This window comes from Clostridium sp. JNZ X4-2, from assembly GCF_054889485.1.
This window is the reverse complement of sequence record NZ_CM142685.1, coordinates 3,474,315-3,489,592: the sequence shown is the minus strand read 5'-3', so window position 1 is coordinate 3,489,592 and position 15,278 is coordinate 3,474,315. Positions and strand designations below refer to the sequence as shown.

At 32.7% G+C, this 15,278-nt stretch carries 13 protein-coding genes and 1 other annotated feature; of the genes, 3 read left to right on the top strand and 10 right to left on the bottom strand.

Going from position 1 to position 15,278, the window contains the following annotated elements; all coding sequences use genetic code 11:
* Positions 1 to 173: 173 nt before the first annotated feature.
* From ACYUJ6_RS16820 to yqeC, 8 genes are all read right to left on the bottom strand, one after another.
* A complete protein-coding gene (locus ACYUJ6_RS16820; protein ID WP_461843825.1) occupies positions 174 to 656 on the bottom strand; it encodes a dUTP diphosphatase in 483 nt (160 codons plus the stop codon).
* Between the two features lie 243 nt (positions 657 to 899).
* Positions 900 to 1,145, bottom strand: coding sequence for a TM1266 family iron-only hydrogenase system putative regulator (locus tag ACYUJ6_RS16815; RefSeq protein WP_461843824.1), 246 nt, complete (start codon positions 1,143 to 1,145; stop codon positions 900 to 902).
* 36 nt (positions 1,146 to 1,181) lie between these two features.
* Positions 1,182 to 2,573 carry an asparagine--tRNA ligase gene (asnS, locus tag ACYUJ6_RS16810; protein WP_461843823.1) on the bottom strand — a complete coding sequence of 464 codons (1,392 nt, stop codon included), beginning with the start codon at positions 2,571 to 2,573 and terminating at the stop codon, positions 1,182 to 1,184.
* Positions 2,574 to 2,634: 61 nt separating this feature from the next.
* Positions 2,635 to 2,882: a binding site (T-box leader), on the bottom strand.
* Between the two features lie 126 nt (positions 2,883 to 3,008).
* Positions 3,009 to 4,823 carry a DUF4434 domain-containing protein gene (locus ACYUJ6_RS16805; protein ID WP_461843822.1) on the bottom strand — a complete coding sequence of 605 codons (1,815 nt, stop codon included), beginning with the start codon at positions 4,821 to 4,823 and terminating at the stop codon, positions 3,009 to 3,011.
* Positions 4,824 to 4,960: 137 nt separating this feature from the next.
* Entirely contained in the window at positions 4,961 to 5,770 is an 810-nt protein-coding gene (locus ACYUJ6_RS16800; RefSeq protein ID WP_461843821.1) for an XdhC family protein, read from the bottom strand.
* On the bottom strand, positions 5,739 to 6,587 hold the full coding sequence (yqeB, locus tag ACYUJ6_RS16795) for a selenium-dependent molybdenum cofactor biosynthesis protein YqeB (RefSeq protein WP_461843820.1): 849 nt from the start codon (positions 6,585 to 6,587) through the stop codon (positions 5,739 to 5,741). Before yqeB ends, ACYUJ6_RS16800 begins: the two co-directional genes overlap by 32 nt.
* Positions 6,588 to 6,599: 12 nt before the next feature.
* Positions 6,600 to 7,175 carry a molybdenum cofactor cytidylyltransferase gene (gene mocA / locus ACYUJ6_RS16790; protein WP_461843819.1) on the bottom strand — a complete coding sequence of 192 codons (576 nt, stop codon included), beginning with the start codon at positions 7,173 to 7,175 and terminating at the stop codon, positions 6,600 to 6,602.
* A 25-nt stretch (positions 7,176 to 7,200) separates the two neighbouring features.
* Positions 7,201 to 7,950: a selenium cofactor biosynthesis protein YqeC gene (gene yqeC, locus ACYUJ6_RS16785; RefSeq protein ID WP_461843818.1), complete on the bottom strand. Its 750-nt coding sequence runs from the start codon at positions 7,948 to 7,950 to the stop codon at positions 7,201 to 7,203.
* A 336-nt stretch (positions 7,951 to 8,286) separates the two neighbouring features.
* On the opposite strand from yqeC, the gene ACYUJ6_RS16780 reads away from it, so the two are divergent.
* The 3 genes from ACYUJ6_RS16780 (at position 8,287) to xdh (ending at position 14,070) form a co-directional block, all read left to right on the top strand.
* Positions 8,287 to 10,041, top strand: coding sequence for a sigma-54-dependent Fis family transcriptional regulator (locus tag ACYUJ6_RS16780; protein ID WP_461843817.1), 1,755 nt, complete (start codon positions 8,287 to 8,289; stop codon positions 10,039 to 10,041).
* A gap of 195 nt (positions 10,042 to 10,236) precedes the next feature.
* On the top strand, positions 10,237 to 11,448 hold the full coding sequence (gene dpaL / locus ACYUJ6_RS16775; protein WP_461843816.1) for a diaminopropionate ammonia-lyase: 1,212 nt from the start codon (positions 10,237 to 10,239) through the stop codon (positions 11,446 to 11,448).
* A 48-nt stretch (positions 11,449 to 11,496) separates the two neighbouring features.
* Entirely contained in the window at positions 11,497 to 14,070 is a 2,574-nt protein-coding gene (gene xdh, locus ACYUJ6_RS16770; RefSeq protein ID WP_461843815.1) for a selenium-dependent xanthine dehydrogenase, read from the top strand.
* A gap of 47 nt (positions 14,071 to 14,117) precedes the next feature.
* Here the strand turns inward: xdh and ACYUJ6_RS16765 are convergent, their stop codons facing one another.
* Together ACYUJ6_RS16765 and ACYUJ6_RS16760 are read right to left on the bottom strand one after the other, a co-directional pair.
* Positions 14,118 to 14,621 (bottom strand): SEC-C metal-binding domain-containing protein, encoded by a 504-nt coding sequence (locus tag ACYUJ6_RS16765; RefSeq protein ID WP_461843814.1) that lies wholly within the window; start codon positions 14,619 to 14,621, stop codon positions 14,118 to 14,120.
* Positions 14,622 to 14,696: 75 nt separating this feature from the next.
* Entirely contained in the window at positions 14,697 to 15,263 is a 567-nt protein-coding gene (locus ACYUJ6_RS16760; protein WP_461843813.1) for a GerMN domain-containing protein, read from the bottom strand.
* Positions 15,264 to 15,278: the final 15 nt, after the last annotated feature.

The following is a 15,278-nucleotide window of genomic DNA, read 5'->3' as shown; positions in this document are numbered from 1 at the left end:
TCACCTCCCAGAGGTTAGTTTAACCATAACAAATTTATTTATGAAAGGTGGAAGTATTAAAAAATATTGTATAATGGACTAATTTTTAGATTCAGGTGGAGTTTAGTTATAAGCAATGGTATCCATTCAATAAAAAATATTCTCAAGATATAAAATCTTGAGAATATTTGAGACTAATAACATCCAGATTTTTTTATTAAAGAATTATTATTATAATAATAAGCATTTTCTATTTCTTTTAAGGAAAAACCCAGCTTGTTTCCTAAACTTATGAAATCTTCAAATAAAGTTATGTAGTGATCTTTAGAAGAAGATATTACAAAATCGTTTATATCAATATACAGGTTTAAAAATTGAGCTGTTATATCATATTCATTGGGCTTTATTTTTATTGAAATATCCGTAAATTCTTTCTCAATGCCTAAAGTCAACATAAAACATAGAGAATTTATATAGCTTTTTAAAATTAAGTCCTTATTTATAGTTTCGTCATTACTCCAAAAATTAAAACATCGGGTTTCATTAGCTAGTTCAGCCATTTTCACTTGAAGAGCAAGGGTTTTCTTTGAAATTAAAGAAGTTTTATCAATAGAAATGTCTTTTCTAATTTGTTGATCCAAATTTTCTTGTAATTCAAATAATTTCATAAGATTCATAAATAGGCTTCCTTTCTATATTCATGTGATAATTAAAAAGAATTTTTATAATTACTTTTCCTATATATTATATTTTAACTAAATTTAATAAATATTGAAACAATGTGCAACCGGTTACAGCAAAAAAATTAAATATTTTTTTAAAAAATTTAATACATAAGTACATAAATAATAAAACTCCTACAATTTTATGAAAAATTATAGAAGTTTTATTATTTTAAAATTATCAAATTATAAACTATATTATTTTTTAGTTATAGCAGTTTTTACTGTTACACCGCTTATTTTGCCCAGTTTTCCAGTCATGGAACTTATTTCATCAGAGCTGCCATCCACTATTGTGGAGATAATGGAAACATTTCTTTCTCTATAGGGAATGCCCAGTCTTCCGACTATGATACTTGCAAAAGAATGAAGTATATCATTCACTATTGAGGCATTTTCAAGATTTTCTACTACTATAGCAACCACGCCAATTCTTTTATCCATAGAAGTCCCTCCTTAAATTAAATATTTATATGCATATTAAAATTCAGCAGAACCAGTTGTCCTAGGGAATGGAATGACGTCTCTTATATTCGACATTCCAGTCATATACATGAGTATTCTTTCAAATCCCAAGCCAAAACCTGAATGTTTCGTTTCACCATATTTTCTAAGTTCTAAATACCACCAGTAATCTTTTTTATTAAGGCCAAGCTCCTCTATTCTTCTTTCAAGCACATCATATCTTTCTTCTCTCTGACTTCCTCCAACTATTTCACCTACCCCTGGTACTAATAAATCAGCGGCAGCTACTGTCCTGCCATCTTCATTTTCCCTCATGTAGAAAGCTTTTATCTTTTTTGGATAATCAGTGACAAATATAGGTTTCTTAAATACTTTTTCAGTTAAGTACCTTTCGTGCTCTGTCTGAAGATCAATTCCCCATTCCACGGCATACTGGAACTTCTGTCCGCTTTTTTTGAGAATATCTACAGCTTCAGTATAGGTTATTCTTCCAAAGCTTGAGTTAGCTACGTTATTTAGTCTATCAAACAGGGTTTTATCTATGAAGGAATTAAAGAAAGACATCTCCTCAGGACAATTTTCCAGTACATAATGTATTATATATTTTACCAAGTCTTCGGCTACATCCATATAATCCTTTAGTTCGGCGAAGGCCATTTCTGGTTCTATCATCCAGAATTCAGCGGCATGTCTTGCTGTATTTGAGTCCTCAGCTCTAAATGTAGGACCGAAAGTATATACATTTCTAAAGGCTAGAGCCATGGTTTCAGCAGACAGCTGACCGCTTACAGTTAAATTTGTTTCTTTACCGAAGAAATCCTTGGAGAAATCTACAGTACCATCATCTTTTTTTGGTATGTTATTTAAATCCAGTGCAGTTACTTTAAACATTTCACCTGCACCTTCACAGTCACTGCCTGTTATTATGGGAGTATTTGCATATACGAAATTTCTTTCCTGAAAAAATTTATGAACGGCATAAGCTGCAACAGAGCGCACTCTAAATACTGCAGAGAAAGTATTGCTTCTAGGCCTTAAATGGGATATAGTTCTTAAGTATTCGAGAGTATGCCTTTTCTTTTGCAGCGGATAATCCGAGGCTGAATTACCTTCTAGTACTATTTTATTAGCTCTGAGTTCAAAAGGCTGTTTTGCATCTGGGGTAAGAACCAATACACCTTCTACGGAAAGTGATGAGCTAATGGCCAATTTTGATATTTGTTTAAAGTTTTCAAGTGTGTCGTCAAAGACTATTTGAATATTTTTAAAAAATGATCCATCATTTAATTCTATAAAACCAAATGATTTGGAATCTCTTATAGTCCTAATCCAGCCTGAAATTTGAATTTTTTTATCTGTAAATTTTTTAGTTTCTCTATAGAGAGATTTTACTAATGTGGTTTCCATAATTTCCTCCTCCATAAGTATGTTGTATTTTTAAATTGTTAATAAAAAAGTCTCTCATCCTCAAAGGGACGAAAGACTTTATGTTCGCGGTACCACCCAATTTGTCATTAAACATGACCAACTTCAAGATAAAAAATGTACTTCATTATCTTTCACATTAAGGTGTTGAATACCTCTAAGCCTACTTTCCCAAAGAATTTCGGTTAGAAACTCCGAGATGTTCTTCAATATAGATTCATATTGGACTTTCACCATGACCAATTCGCTTTAAATAGTTTCTATATTTACTCTTCTCTTCATAGCTTTATAAATTTAAATGATTTTATCTATGCAAAATTATGAATCTTCATTTTAAAATTATAATGTTTATAAGATATATTGTCAATAATTATAAAATATAAAATTTTAAATGATTCAAAAAGATCTGTATTTAGATCAATTTCTCACCTCAAATTCATCTATAAAGGTATAATAGTTTGGTCTAGTAATGGAAGTAAGCTTTACATATCGGACATTTATAGGTTTATCTAAAGTCAGGTATATTGGATACTTTGAACCATGTCTGTCTGAAAAAGGTATGGAAGGTATTCTTAAAAGCCCTACCGGAGTAAAATTTATCCCATTTTCAGATACGGCAATGGAAGCTCTTTCAGGAAGTTCAGCCCAAGGTATGGGGTCTCTAAGGTAGCTTACCATAAATTGCTGTACTGATTTTATTTCACCCAAATCTATATCTATATCTATAGGATCATTATACCATCCTACAAAAGCCTTGTCTTTTACTGAATTTACAGAGGAGTATTTACCATCCGTAAGTTTGGTAAGGCTTATGTCATTATATTTTTCATGAGGTAAGGGTATAATGGAGTACCTGCAATTTTTAGAAACTAAATGGGGCAATTTATTGATGGCATCTACTTTAACTGCTGCTGAATTTGATGGTTTTGAAACATTACCGGAAAACCCCAGGGACTTTACTGTATAAGTATGGGATTTTATATTTTCTTTTAGTAGAGGTGTGTCTGTAATGGTTTTGGAGAAATCTTTAGGGTTGCCGCCGTATTTCCTCTGAACCATGATTCTTGAAATTAAAATATTATCCCTGTATATTTCATAGCCGCATAGGTTATCCGTATGTTTGGGAGATGACCAGGTTATCTTGAATTTATTTTTTTCTATGACTGCCACAGTTAGATTCTGAGGGCTGTCCAGTCTTTTATAAGGCAGCTTTCCCTTTTTTACATAATATGAGTATGCCTCATTAAATCCGCTGTCTATATTATCAGGACTGTAATAATGACTATAGGAGAAGCTTATTATATTGTCTACACAAGGACTTTCTAATGTAAGCTGTTTTAAAAATCGATTTAAAGGTGCACTGGAATTATTTACATAGTCAAAACTTTCGGCATTTGCCCAAAATAACATACCGGATTTTTTATTTACAGCTTTTCTCAAGGAAGTATACCAGGAATTCACTTCATCCAGGTTCAATCTTCCGCTGCCTACACAGTCCTGGGGACAAAATATATCCCCACTTTTAAAATTGGTTTTTGAAAATAAATACTGCCAGTCAGCAGAATACTCTTTTGAAGTACCGGCAGATGAATTCATAAATGGAGATAATAAAACAGGCAGATGTTCTCCCTTTGAATCAAGATAATTTAAGTGAATGTTAATGGCATTGGCCAGATTGCCGAATTCACTGGTTTTATTAAATCTGGCATTGTCAATTTCATAGGGGAAGTACCATCCATAGAAAGCATCTGGATATTTAGAATGATATTTTTTATATAGATCATCAGCTATAATATTAGAACGTTCCATCTGAGAATTTAGCCAAAGATAATTATCCGCCGGTATCTGCCACCAGTCACTATTGAAATTGGGTTCTATAAAAACCTTCAGATTTAAATCTTCTGCATTTTTTAAACACAATTCTACAGGATCTGTATTTCCGTATATCTTTTTATATCCTGCGATATTATTTTTATAACAGGTTTTGGTTATATTTCCTTGAGTTTGAGAAACATTTGTTATTACGATGTATCTCATTTTGTTGTCTTTAAGATAGTTTAATTCCTTTTTCCAATGAGCATTGTCCCAGTGTTGTGTCATATCCAACTGTATAAAGGAGCCAGTTACTATTGGATAATTTTTATTGGATCTAAGAGGACTGTTAAAATAAATAAATGTAAAAATAAAAATTGCTATAATTAAAGTTATAGATATATGTTTTTTATTCCACATGATAATAGATTTCCCTTTCTTAATTTTCAAAATAATGAAATGTGTTCTATATTCAAATATTAATATAATAACATATAAAATAAAAAAGAGTAAACCTTTAAAGGGCATACTCTCCTGCAGGTAAGAAAATATTTTATTTATAAGTTTATCTTTTTTATATCTTTCAAATGTTTCAGTGAACCCTTGTTTTTAATCAATAGTATTTCACTTAAAATGCTAAAAGCTATTTCCTCCGGCTTTTCTGAGGCAATATTAACTCCTATGGGAGTATATACTTTTTCCAATGTATCTTTTGGTACGCCCTCTTCAATTAATTTATTTAGTATGAATAGGATTTTTTTAGTGCTCCCTATCATTCCTGTATAAGCGGTATCCTTTAGAACAACAGCTTTTAGCGCCTTGAAATCATCTTTATGTCCTTTAGTGACTATTATAACATAAGTTGATTTATCCATGGGGTATTTAGATAGGTTTTCACCTATGTTTCCCTGTATTATTTCATCTGAATCCTTAAAAAAGTCATCATTCGTAATCTCTTCTCTGTCGTCAAATATTGCAGTGTGAAATCCTAATAACTTACCAAATTTAAATAGGTATTTTCCAATATGTCCTGCGCCCGCTATGATAAGCCTGGGTTTAGGTGTAAATAATTTTATAAATCCATGAAGTTCTCCTCCACATCGCGCATCTAATTCTCCATTTTCAGTTAGATTGTAGGAAAATTCCTTTTGTGTATTTTCTTTTATACATTCTATGGATTTTAATATTATTTTATGTTCCAGGGATCCTCCGCCTACTGAACCTGAAATCTTTCCATCTTTCCATACTGCCATCATTGAGCCGGATTTTCTTGGAGTAGATCCTCTTATATTTGTTATAATGGCTAAAGCTACTTGTTCTCCTCTATAAAGGCTTTCATAAATTTGCTTTAATATTTTGTCTTCCACAATAACTACCTACCTTCAATTTATTATTTTTCAGGTATAAAATAGCTTCCAATACTCCTCCTGCAATATTTCTTGCTTTATCAGAAATTGTAAAGCAGTTTTTTTTCTCTGCAGCTCTTGGATCCACATCTGCTATTTTAAGTCCCTTGATTACAGTACTATTATTTCTTATAATTCCCCTAAGCACACCAGTCAATGGAGTCTTGATTTCTACATTATCTATAATAGCTATATCAGTATCTTTTTTTACTAAATCTCCAATTTCTTTAATGTTCTTTATGATCCCGCTGCAGGGGCTATATATTACCCTTTCTTTAGAAAATCCCATTATGTTCCCGGGGCATCCTGTGTTTGGCATAGCACCTCCACTATAAATAACTCTTCCAAGATTATGGCCTCTCATGGTTTCAATAACTGCATTTACATCTTGACCTGCTTTAAACCCAGGACCTAAAGCTATAGTTATATCTGCCATATTTATATTTGTACCCAAATTTTTCTTGGCCAGTATTGCATCAACCAGGATCTTAGGTTTTATGGTATTTAAACAATTACAGTGAGGATCTGCAATTACAGGAATTTTATTATTTATCCATGCCTTATATATATTTTTTATGTCTTTTATATATATAGCTGTAATTCCCTCTATTGTAACTTCACCTTCATATATTGCTTCGCCATAAGATACTAATCTTCTGATGGAAGTAGGTTTTTTCACTTCCAGGACCAGTACTTTAAAACCACATCTATGAAGCTTTTGGATGGTACCTGAAGCAATATCCCCTCCTCCTCGAATTACGACAATATCAGTATACATGATAAACCACCTTTATTTTATATTTAACATAGTTTTATAATCATCTGGTGTATCAATGTCAAAGATAGGATATTTATTTTTTAACTTAAGAAAAATCACTTTATCAATATTTTTATTTATTATAGATTTTCCACCAGTGTCTTCAGTTAAACTTAAAAGTTCATTTATATAATCTTTGGAAAAAATAACAGGAGAACCAGGTTCAAGTTTAAACCTAGGCACTATAATAGAATGTTTATGAATTTTAAAACATTCTATTAAGGCATTTATAATATCCGAAGTTAACATAGGTTGATCACCTGTAAAAAACATATATCCGTCAGCAGAAGGTGAATTTATAATTCCAAGCTTTATGGATTGGCTTTGCCCAATATAAGCTTTATGGTTTTTTACAATCCGTAAACCTTTTTTTTCAGCCAAGCTTATCACCTTTGCATCTTTGGCAATTAAAATGATTTGGCCAAAAGTACAATTCGTTATGGCATCAATGGTATGTTCAAGCAGGGGTTTACCTTTGTACGGTAAAAGCAGTTTATTAGTACCCATTCTAGAAGAATATCCTGAAGCCATTATAATAGCATTAATCATCTATAACCTCCTTATAAAGCATGATTTAAAGTATTTGATAAGTCCTGTTTTTTAAACTGCCTGTGATTATCTTATTTATATAATTGTGAGTTTTAATATTTTCTGATAATATTTTTGAAAATACTGTTAAACTTGTATTCTCAACCTTATTAATAAATAAAATTTTTTCACCCAATGCTTTTTTAAATAAACCATTAGGATGAAGTATAAGTGAAATCAAATGATTTAATGAAAGCCTTTCGTTTAAGTGAGAGTGAGTTATTTCCAGGAACTTATCTACTCTATGAATATTATTTGAATTAATTTTCTTACCTAAGCAGGTTATATCAATTATCCCCACAGTCATATTTGTGCCCTTAAAGATCACAGGTTCATTTTCTCTCCAGCCTTTAAGGGGTTTGCCTTTTGAACCATCTGCTTCTATTAGTATATAGTCAAAATCATAAAGCTTTTTTAGCAGTACCTCTTCATCTAGTGCTGTTATCTTTGTTTCATTATTTATAGCATTGCCATAAATATAAATACCTTTTTTAGAAAATGTGCAGCAACGCAGAAAGCTTTTTTTACCAATGGACATAAAGTCATATTGTTTTACAGCAGGAACATAAATTTTTGTAGTAGTAGATAATAATACTTTATTGTCCGTTTTAAGTTCCTGTGCTAAATTAAACATAAAAGAGGTTTTGCCTCCAGCCCCAACTATTGATATAACGCAATTTTTATATATACCTAATAAATCTTTCAACAATATTTTTAACACCCCGATTATCAGCATGGTAAATATATATTTTGATTTTTATTAATTATAAGCAATAAGTATACCCAAAATACTGCATTTAACTATTAATATGAAATCATACATGGTAAGCCGGGATAAAATGAAGGGTTGTTGGTAAATTGTAAATACAAATTTATAATTATGGAAAATTAATTTGTAGCGAACCTTTAACAGGGTTTTATTATCAAACTGATAATTGCATATATATTTAATAAATTTGGTTCTGCTATAGTGTATAATATAATTAAATTATATTTTTAGTATAAATTTATATCAAACTGGTAATTCTTGCTCTATAGGAGTGGGATTTTTAGATTTGCGAGGGATTAATATATGAAGGAAGCTTCTGTTTTAAAACAAATACAACCTACAGTTGTTAAGTATGCAAATATAATTTCAAATACAATAAATGTAGATGTGGAAATAGTGGATAAGGACTTTTTAAGAATTGCAGGTACAGGCATATATGGTGAAAAAACTAATGAAGATATTTCAACAGAAGGATATGCATATGATCACGTTTTGAAAACTGGAGAAAGACAAATAATAGAAAATCCAGGTAGGAATTTTTTGTGTAAAAATTGTGATAATAGAAAACACTGCATTGAGAAAATGCAGGTGTCTATGCCTATAATTTATGAAAAAGAGATTATTGGGGTTATAGGGTTTATATGTTCAGATGATGAACAAAAACACAGGGTAAAAAAGAATATAAAGTCTTATCTGGAAATTTTAGAACAAATTGCAGATTTTATAAGTTCCAAAGTATATGCTCATTTTGAAAATAAGAGAAACAATATGATGATAAACCTTCTAAAGCAGATTATGGATTCTGTGGATAAGGGTGTAGTAGTTATGAACGATAAAAATGAGATCGTCCATATGAACAGTAGTGCAATGGATCAGCTTGATGTAAATCTGGGAAGATTTAAACATAGTATACAGATAACTGCTACCAATGAGTATATAGCAGGTACGGAAGTGTACACAGTTATAATAAATGAAAAAAAACTGTATCTAATGGGACAATTGATTCCAGTTTCCCCAAGACTGCCCTTCTATGATAAGATATTTATATTTGATAAAATACGAAAGTTAAAGACTGAGATGTATAAAGTGGCAAAAACACAGAAAATTAAAGTTGATGATATTATAGGAAAGTCCAAGTTGATGATTAAATTAAAAGATAAAATAAAGAAAATGGCTTTTTCCAAATCAACGGTACTTATAACAGGAGAAAGCGGTACAGGAAAGGAACTGATTGCTAAGGCTATACATTCTGAAGGTGATAGGAGAGACAAACCTTTTATAGCAATAAATTGCGGAGCCATACCAGATACTCTTCTGGAAAGTGAGTTGTTTGGATATGCAAGAGGTGCTTTCAGTGGAGCAGATCCTAGGGGAAGAATAGGGAAGTTTGAATTGGCCAATGGAGGCATAATATTTTTAGATGAAATCGGAGATATGCCTTTGTATTTACAAGTTAAAATATTAAGGGTTATTCAAGAAAAAAAAATAGTCAGAATAGGATCCAATCAGCTTATGAATTTGAATATACGTGTTATAGCTGCTACTAATAGAGATCTAAAAAAGCTTATAAAGGAAAATAAGTTTAGAGAGGATTTGTATTATCGTCTTAATGTTATACCTATGGAGGTACCGCCCCTTAGGTATAGGAAAGAAGATATAGAAATGCTTGCTATGAACATAATTGAAAAATATGATTATATTTTTAGTAATGGTACTCATACTATTGATAATAAAGCAAAGAGGCTTTTGATAAACTATCCCTGGCCAGGTAATGTAAGAGAGTTAGAAAATGCTATAGAGTTTATGATAAATATGGCGGGTGAAAGTGAAGTTCTGACTGAGGATATGCTTCCTGAAACCATATTGAATTATAGGGGACAATTGGATAGCAATGATTCATCATGTAAATTAATAGAACCAATTAAAGAAGTTGAAAAAAAATATATATTAAGGGCTCTGGACATATATGGATCTGATACAAAAGGTAAACAAAGGGCGGCAAAGAAATTGGGCATAGGTATTGCAACCCTGTACAGGAAGTTAGAAAATATAAAGTGAATTTTTATCAATTATCATTATGAAAAAAAATATCATAATGATAATTGATATTTTTTTTAAGATATTCTGTAGTTTGGATCTGTTGGATTTTAGGTATGGATTTATATAAAGTCTTTCTTAAATTGTTATGGAATGATTATTGCTTTTATTTTAAGTTATATAAAAAAGTTATTGTGAAGAGGAGAGATAAATAAAATGAATAAGAAAATATTATGGAAAAAAAATACTATTGAAGTAGAGAAAAAAAAGTCCGTGGAATTTTTAGGCCAAAATGAAATTAAAAAGGTTAAAGAATTTCATGAAAGCTTCCCTCAATATTCAGAAACGCCTTTAGTTAATTTGGATAATCTGGCAAGGAAAATTGGAGTAGGCGGTATATATGTAAAAGATGAATCCTATCGCTTTGGACTAAATGCATTTAAAGTTCTTGGAGGATCTTTCTCAATGGGAAGTTATTTGGCTCAAAGGCTTAATAAAGATATTTCAGAGCTAGGCTATAAAGAAATCACCTCTGATAAAATAAGAAAAGAACTGGGAGAAATAACTTTTATAACTGCTACTGATGGAAACCACGGACGTGGAGTTGCATGGACAGCATCTCAATTAAAACAAAAATCAGTTGTGTATATGCCGAAGGGCTCATCTGACAACCGTTTTCAGAACATAAAGAATGAGGGTGCAGATGTTACAATTACTGATTTGAATTATGATGATGCTGTTAGGCTGGCTAATAAAAATGCTGAAAAAAATGGATGGGTTATGGTTCAGGATACTGCCTGGGAAGGTTATGAAAAAATACCAACATGGATAATGCAAGGTTATGGAACTATGTCAATGGAAGCTTTGGAGCAATTGAGAAAATTAAAGGTTGAAAGACCTACGCATATATTCATACAAGCCGGAGTTGGATCCCTTGCGGGCTCGGTTCAGGGTTTCTTTGCCTCTGTATTTGGAGATGATTGTCCTAAAACAGTTGTAGTGGAGGCGGATGAAGCAGCTTGTTTATACAAATCTGCGGTGGCAAACGATGGAAAAGTAAGGTCAGTTGGCGGGGATATGCCAACTATAATGGCAGGACTTGCTTGTGGAGAAGCAAATACCATAGGCTGGGAAGTCCTAAAGTCTTATAGCAGTGAATTTGTAGCATGTCCAGATTGGGTTACCGCCAAGGGAATGAGAGTTCTTGGAAATCCATTGAGAGGAGATAATAAAGTTATTTCAGGAGAATCAGGAGCTGTTACAACAGGTCTTTTATGCTCAATAATGACAAGAGATGATTTAAAGGGACTTAGGGAAGAATTAGGATTGGATGAAAATTCAAAAGTACTTTTATTTAGTACAGAGGGCGATACGGATCCAGATAAATATAGAAAGATAGTATGGGATGGAGACTACCAGAGTTTGTAATCCATAGAGATTGTATATGTTTTTAAGGGTGCCAAAGAGGAGAATAATATGTATAAGTTCATTTTAAATGGAGTTGAAAAGGTTGTAAATGAAGATAAAAAGCTATTAGATTATCTAAGAGATAATGAAAGGTTGACGTCAGTAAAAAATGGGTGTGGTGAAGGTGCCTGCGGAGCTTGTATGGTATTAATCGACCATAAAGCCGCAAGGGCATGTTTATTTACTTTGTCTAAAGTAGAAGGCAAAAATGTAACAACTATTGAAGGGTTCACCCAGAGAGAAAAAGAAGTATTTGCATGGGCCTTTTCCGAAGCCGGAGCAGTACAATGTGGATTCTGTATTCCTGGAATGGTTATAAGTGCTAAATCCATTATAAACAAAAATTTGAATCCAACGCCTAAGGATATAAAAACAGCTATTAGTGGTAATATATGCAGATGTACTGGATATGTAAAAATAGAAAAAGCTATAAGTATGGCAGCAAAAGCTTTCAAGGAGGGAATTGAGCCCCCTAAAAGAAATTTTAAGGGACTTGTTGGAGAACGGATATACAGAGTTGATGCAAGAAATAAAACATTGGGTACAGCACAATATGTAGGAGATATGCATGTAGATGGAATGTTATATGGTTCGGCTTTAAGAAGCAAATACCCTAGAGCTTTAGTAAAATCTATAGATATAAGTGAGGCAGAGAAGTATCCTGGTGTTGAGGCAGTGCTTACAGCTAAGGATATACCAGGCAAGAGATATTCAGGTCATATAATAAGTGACTGGCCAGTTATGATTGCAGTGGGAGAAGAAACCAGATATTTGGGTGATTCCATTGCCTTGGTTGCAGCAGAAACCAAAGAAGCTGTACAAAAAGCCCTGGATTTAATTCGGGTGGAGTATGAAGAATTAGAGCCATTGATTTCTCCAGAAAAAGCTATGGAAGAAGATGCTCCTAAGGTGCACTCTAAAGGTAATATACTTTCAAGAGAAGTCTTGAAAAGAGGCAATGCGGATGAAGTTATATCAAAATCCAAGTATGTAGTTACCCAAAGGTATTCAGTACCTTTTACAGAACATGCCTTTTTAGAGCCGGAGTCCTCACTGGCTATGCCTTATGGTGATGGAGTTAAAGTATATACCGGAACGCAGGGAGTATATGATGATCGCAGGGAAATCTCCAATATCTTAGGTTTGGATCCTGAAAGAGTGCGGGTAATTAGCAAATATGTTGGCGGGGGATTTGGCGGAAAGGAAGATATGAGCGTTCAACATTATGCAGCTCTTCTAGCTTGGTATACTAAAAAACCAGTTAAGGTCACTTTAAGTCGTAGAGAAAGTATCATCACACATCCTAAAAGACATGCTATGGAAATGGAGTTTGCAACATCATGTGATGAGAAAGGAGTTTTAACAGCTTTGAAAGCAAAGATTATATCTGATACCGGTGCCTACGCCTCTCTTGGAGGGCCTGTGCTTCAAAGAGCCTGTACACATGCAGCAGGACCTTATAATTATCAAAATGTAGAGGTTGAGGGAATTGCAGTGTATACAAATAATCCTCCAGGAGGGGCTTTTAGAGGATTTGGAGTCACCCAATCTGTATTTGCTATAGAATGTAATTTGAATTTACTGGCAGAAAAGGTTGGTATATCACCTTGGGAGATCAGATATAAAAATGCCATTGAACCAGGTCAGGTACTTCCTAATGGACAAGTGGCAGAAGATGATGTAGCTTTTAAACAAACTCTTCTGGCAGTAAAAGATGAATATGAAAAATATCCTTATACTGGAATAGCCAGTTGTTTCAAAAACAGCGGCATAGGCGTAGGACTTCCGGATATAGGCAGATGTAGGTTGACTATAATAAATGGGAAGGTGCATATAAGAACTAGTGCAGCTTGTATAGGTCAGGGTCTTGCCACTATGGTTACCCAAGTGCTTTGTGAAACTGCAGACATATATCCATGTGATGTAACAGTGGACTTTCCAGATACTGAGATTACACCTGATTCAGGTACAACTACTGCCTCCAGGCAAACTGTTTTTACAGGAGAAGCCACTAGGTTAGTAGCATTAAAACTTAAGAAAGCCTTGAAAAGTAAATCAATCAAAGAGTTAGAGGGCAGGGACTTTTATGCAGAGTATTCAGGAGTTACAGATCCAATAAATTCAGATAAACCTAATCCTATAAGTCATGTAGCATATGGTTATGCAACTCAAGTGGCAGTTTTGAATGAAAAAGGAGTAGTTGAAAAGATAATAGCTGCTCACGATGTAGGGAAGGCCATAAATCCAACTAATATTGAAGGCCAGATAGAAGGTGGAGTTGTAATGGGACTTGGATATGCACTTACGGAGGATTATCCATTGAAAAATTCAGTACCTGCAGCTAAATTTGGGACTTTAGGACTTTTTAGAGCACCAAAGGTTCCTAAAATAGAAACTATAATAATAGAAGGTAATAATTCTTCCCTTGCATGCGGAGCCAAGGGAATAGGAGAAATAACCTGTATTCCAACAGCACCAGCCATTCAAGGAGCTTATTTCAAGTTGGATGGGAAATTTAGAACTAAACTGCCGCTGGAAGATACAGCTTATAGAAAAATAAAAGATATTAGAGGCAAATTTTAAGCTATAACGAAATCCTTACACAAATTAAATTGTGCAAGGATTTTTTACTAATTATTTTTTCCACAGCAATTTTTATACTTTTTACCACTTCCACATGGGCAGGGTTCATTTCTACCTATTTTGTCTTTATTAATTATTGTTTTAGAAGCAGCCCAGCTTTTATGAATTTCCCTTCTTTTTTCTTCCGAAAATATGGAATTCCATTGGGGAAGTTTATATAGGTAATCAGCCTTGGCATCTAACATATTATAGTATAGTTTTTCAAAATCAACTTCTATGTCAATAGTGGAGATTTCCTCCAAGTTTTCCAATTCTAAAGGTTTTTTAATACTTTGATTTATTCCATCTAAAAATCCTGTAAAAAATATTGATGAAGTTTTAAATTTTTCAGCCAGATCTTTTATTGTTCCACTTATGGCAGAGTCATGTTGAGATAATATTTCTGTATAAATACTTTTTTCAACCGAACCGTATTCCCGCCAGAAAGCAGCTTCACCTTTTTCCTTCACAAAATTTACTACCATGTCTGTCCATTCTTTATACAAATTCATATTTTATCCTGCTGCATGTATTTAGCCGCAGTACCTCCTCTCAAAGTTTGAAAATAAATTTTAAATAAGCAGTATTTAGTTTTTGCCTGAATGTTCTATGTCACTTTTCCCCATGGGTTTAGACAAGTCGAAATTGTTTCCCCAAAGGTTGGAGTCCTTATTATCTATAAAAATTTTAACTTTTTTTATAGTAGGGAGCTGTTCAAGAGAAAAAATTATGCTCTTCAAACAAGCCTCCTCTCTAGTATAGGTCATTTTGACATTAGCTTCTTTACTTAGATCCAAATAAGCAATATTATCTTTTATTGAGATACTTATAATTCTGCTGTCTTTAGGAAGTATAGGAGTTAATTTGCTGTTCACAGAGGGACCTTTTATCAATTCGTTTACTATTGTTTCAGCTAACAGCTCATCTTTTTTTATGACTCTGCTTTCTTTTGTAATTTTAACACTGTTTGATTTATCTGAAGAATTGAAATAAATATCTAAATCCAATAAATTAGTTTTTTCTTTTGAAAGAACTATATCTTTTTCCTTCTGCTTATTGTTCATGCTTAAATTATCTTTTTTTTCACAGGCAGTCAGTGTTAAGCTAGAAAACGCAATTGTAGAACATAGTAATATGCTGAAGATTTTTTTCATATCTTATCACCTTTT

Coding starts and splice junctions, on each gene's coding strand:
- dpaL (WP_461843816.1), top strand. CDS start 10,237: ATGAATAAGAAAATATTATGGAAAAAAAATACTATTGAAGTAGAGAAA.
- yqeC (WP_461843818.1), bottom strand. CDS start 7,950: ATGCTGATAATCGGGGTGTTAAAAATATTGTTGAAAGATTTATTAGGT.
- ACYUJ6_RS16760 (WP_461843813.1), bottom strand. CDS start 15,263: ATGAAAAAAATCTTCAGCATATTACTATGTTCTACAATTGCGTTTTCT.
- yqeB (WP_461843820.1), bottom strand. CDS start 6,587: ATGTATACTGATATTGTCGTAATTCGAGGAGGAGGGGATATTGCTTCA.
- xdh (WP_461843815.1), top strand. CDS start 11,497: ATGTATAAGTTCATTTTAAATGGAGTTGAAAAGGTTGTAAATGAAGAT.
- ACYUJ6_RS16805 (WP_461843822.1), bottom strand. CDS start 4,823: ATGTGGAATAAAAAACATATATCTATAACTTTAATTATAGCAATTTTT.
- mocA (WP_461843819.1), bottom strand. CDS start 7,175: ATGATTAATGCTATTATAATGGCTTCAGGATATTCTTCTAGAATGGGT.
- asnS (WP_461843823.1), bottom strand. CDS start 2,573: ATGGAAACCACATTAGTAAAATCTCTCTATAGAGAAACTAAAAAATTT.
- ACYUJ6_RS16820 (WP_461843825.1), bottom strand. CDS start 656: ATGAATCTTATGAAATTATTTGAATTACAAGAAAATTTGGATCAACAA.
- ACYUJ6_RS16780 (WP_461843817.1), top strand. CDS start 8,287: ATGAAGGAAGCTTCTGTTTTAAAACAAATACAACCTACAGTTGTTAAG.
- ACYUJ6_RS16815 (WP_461843824.1), bottom strand. CDS start 1,145: ATGGATAAAAGAATTGGCGTGGTTGCTATAGTAGTAGAAAATCTTGAA.
- ACYUJ6_RS16765 (WP_461843814.1), bottom strand. CDS start 14,621: ATGAATTTGTATAAAGAATGGACAGACATGGTAGTAAATTTTGTGAAG.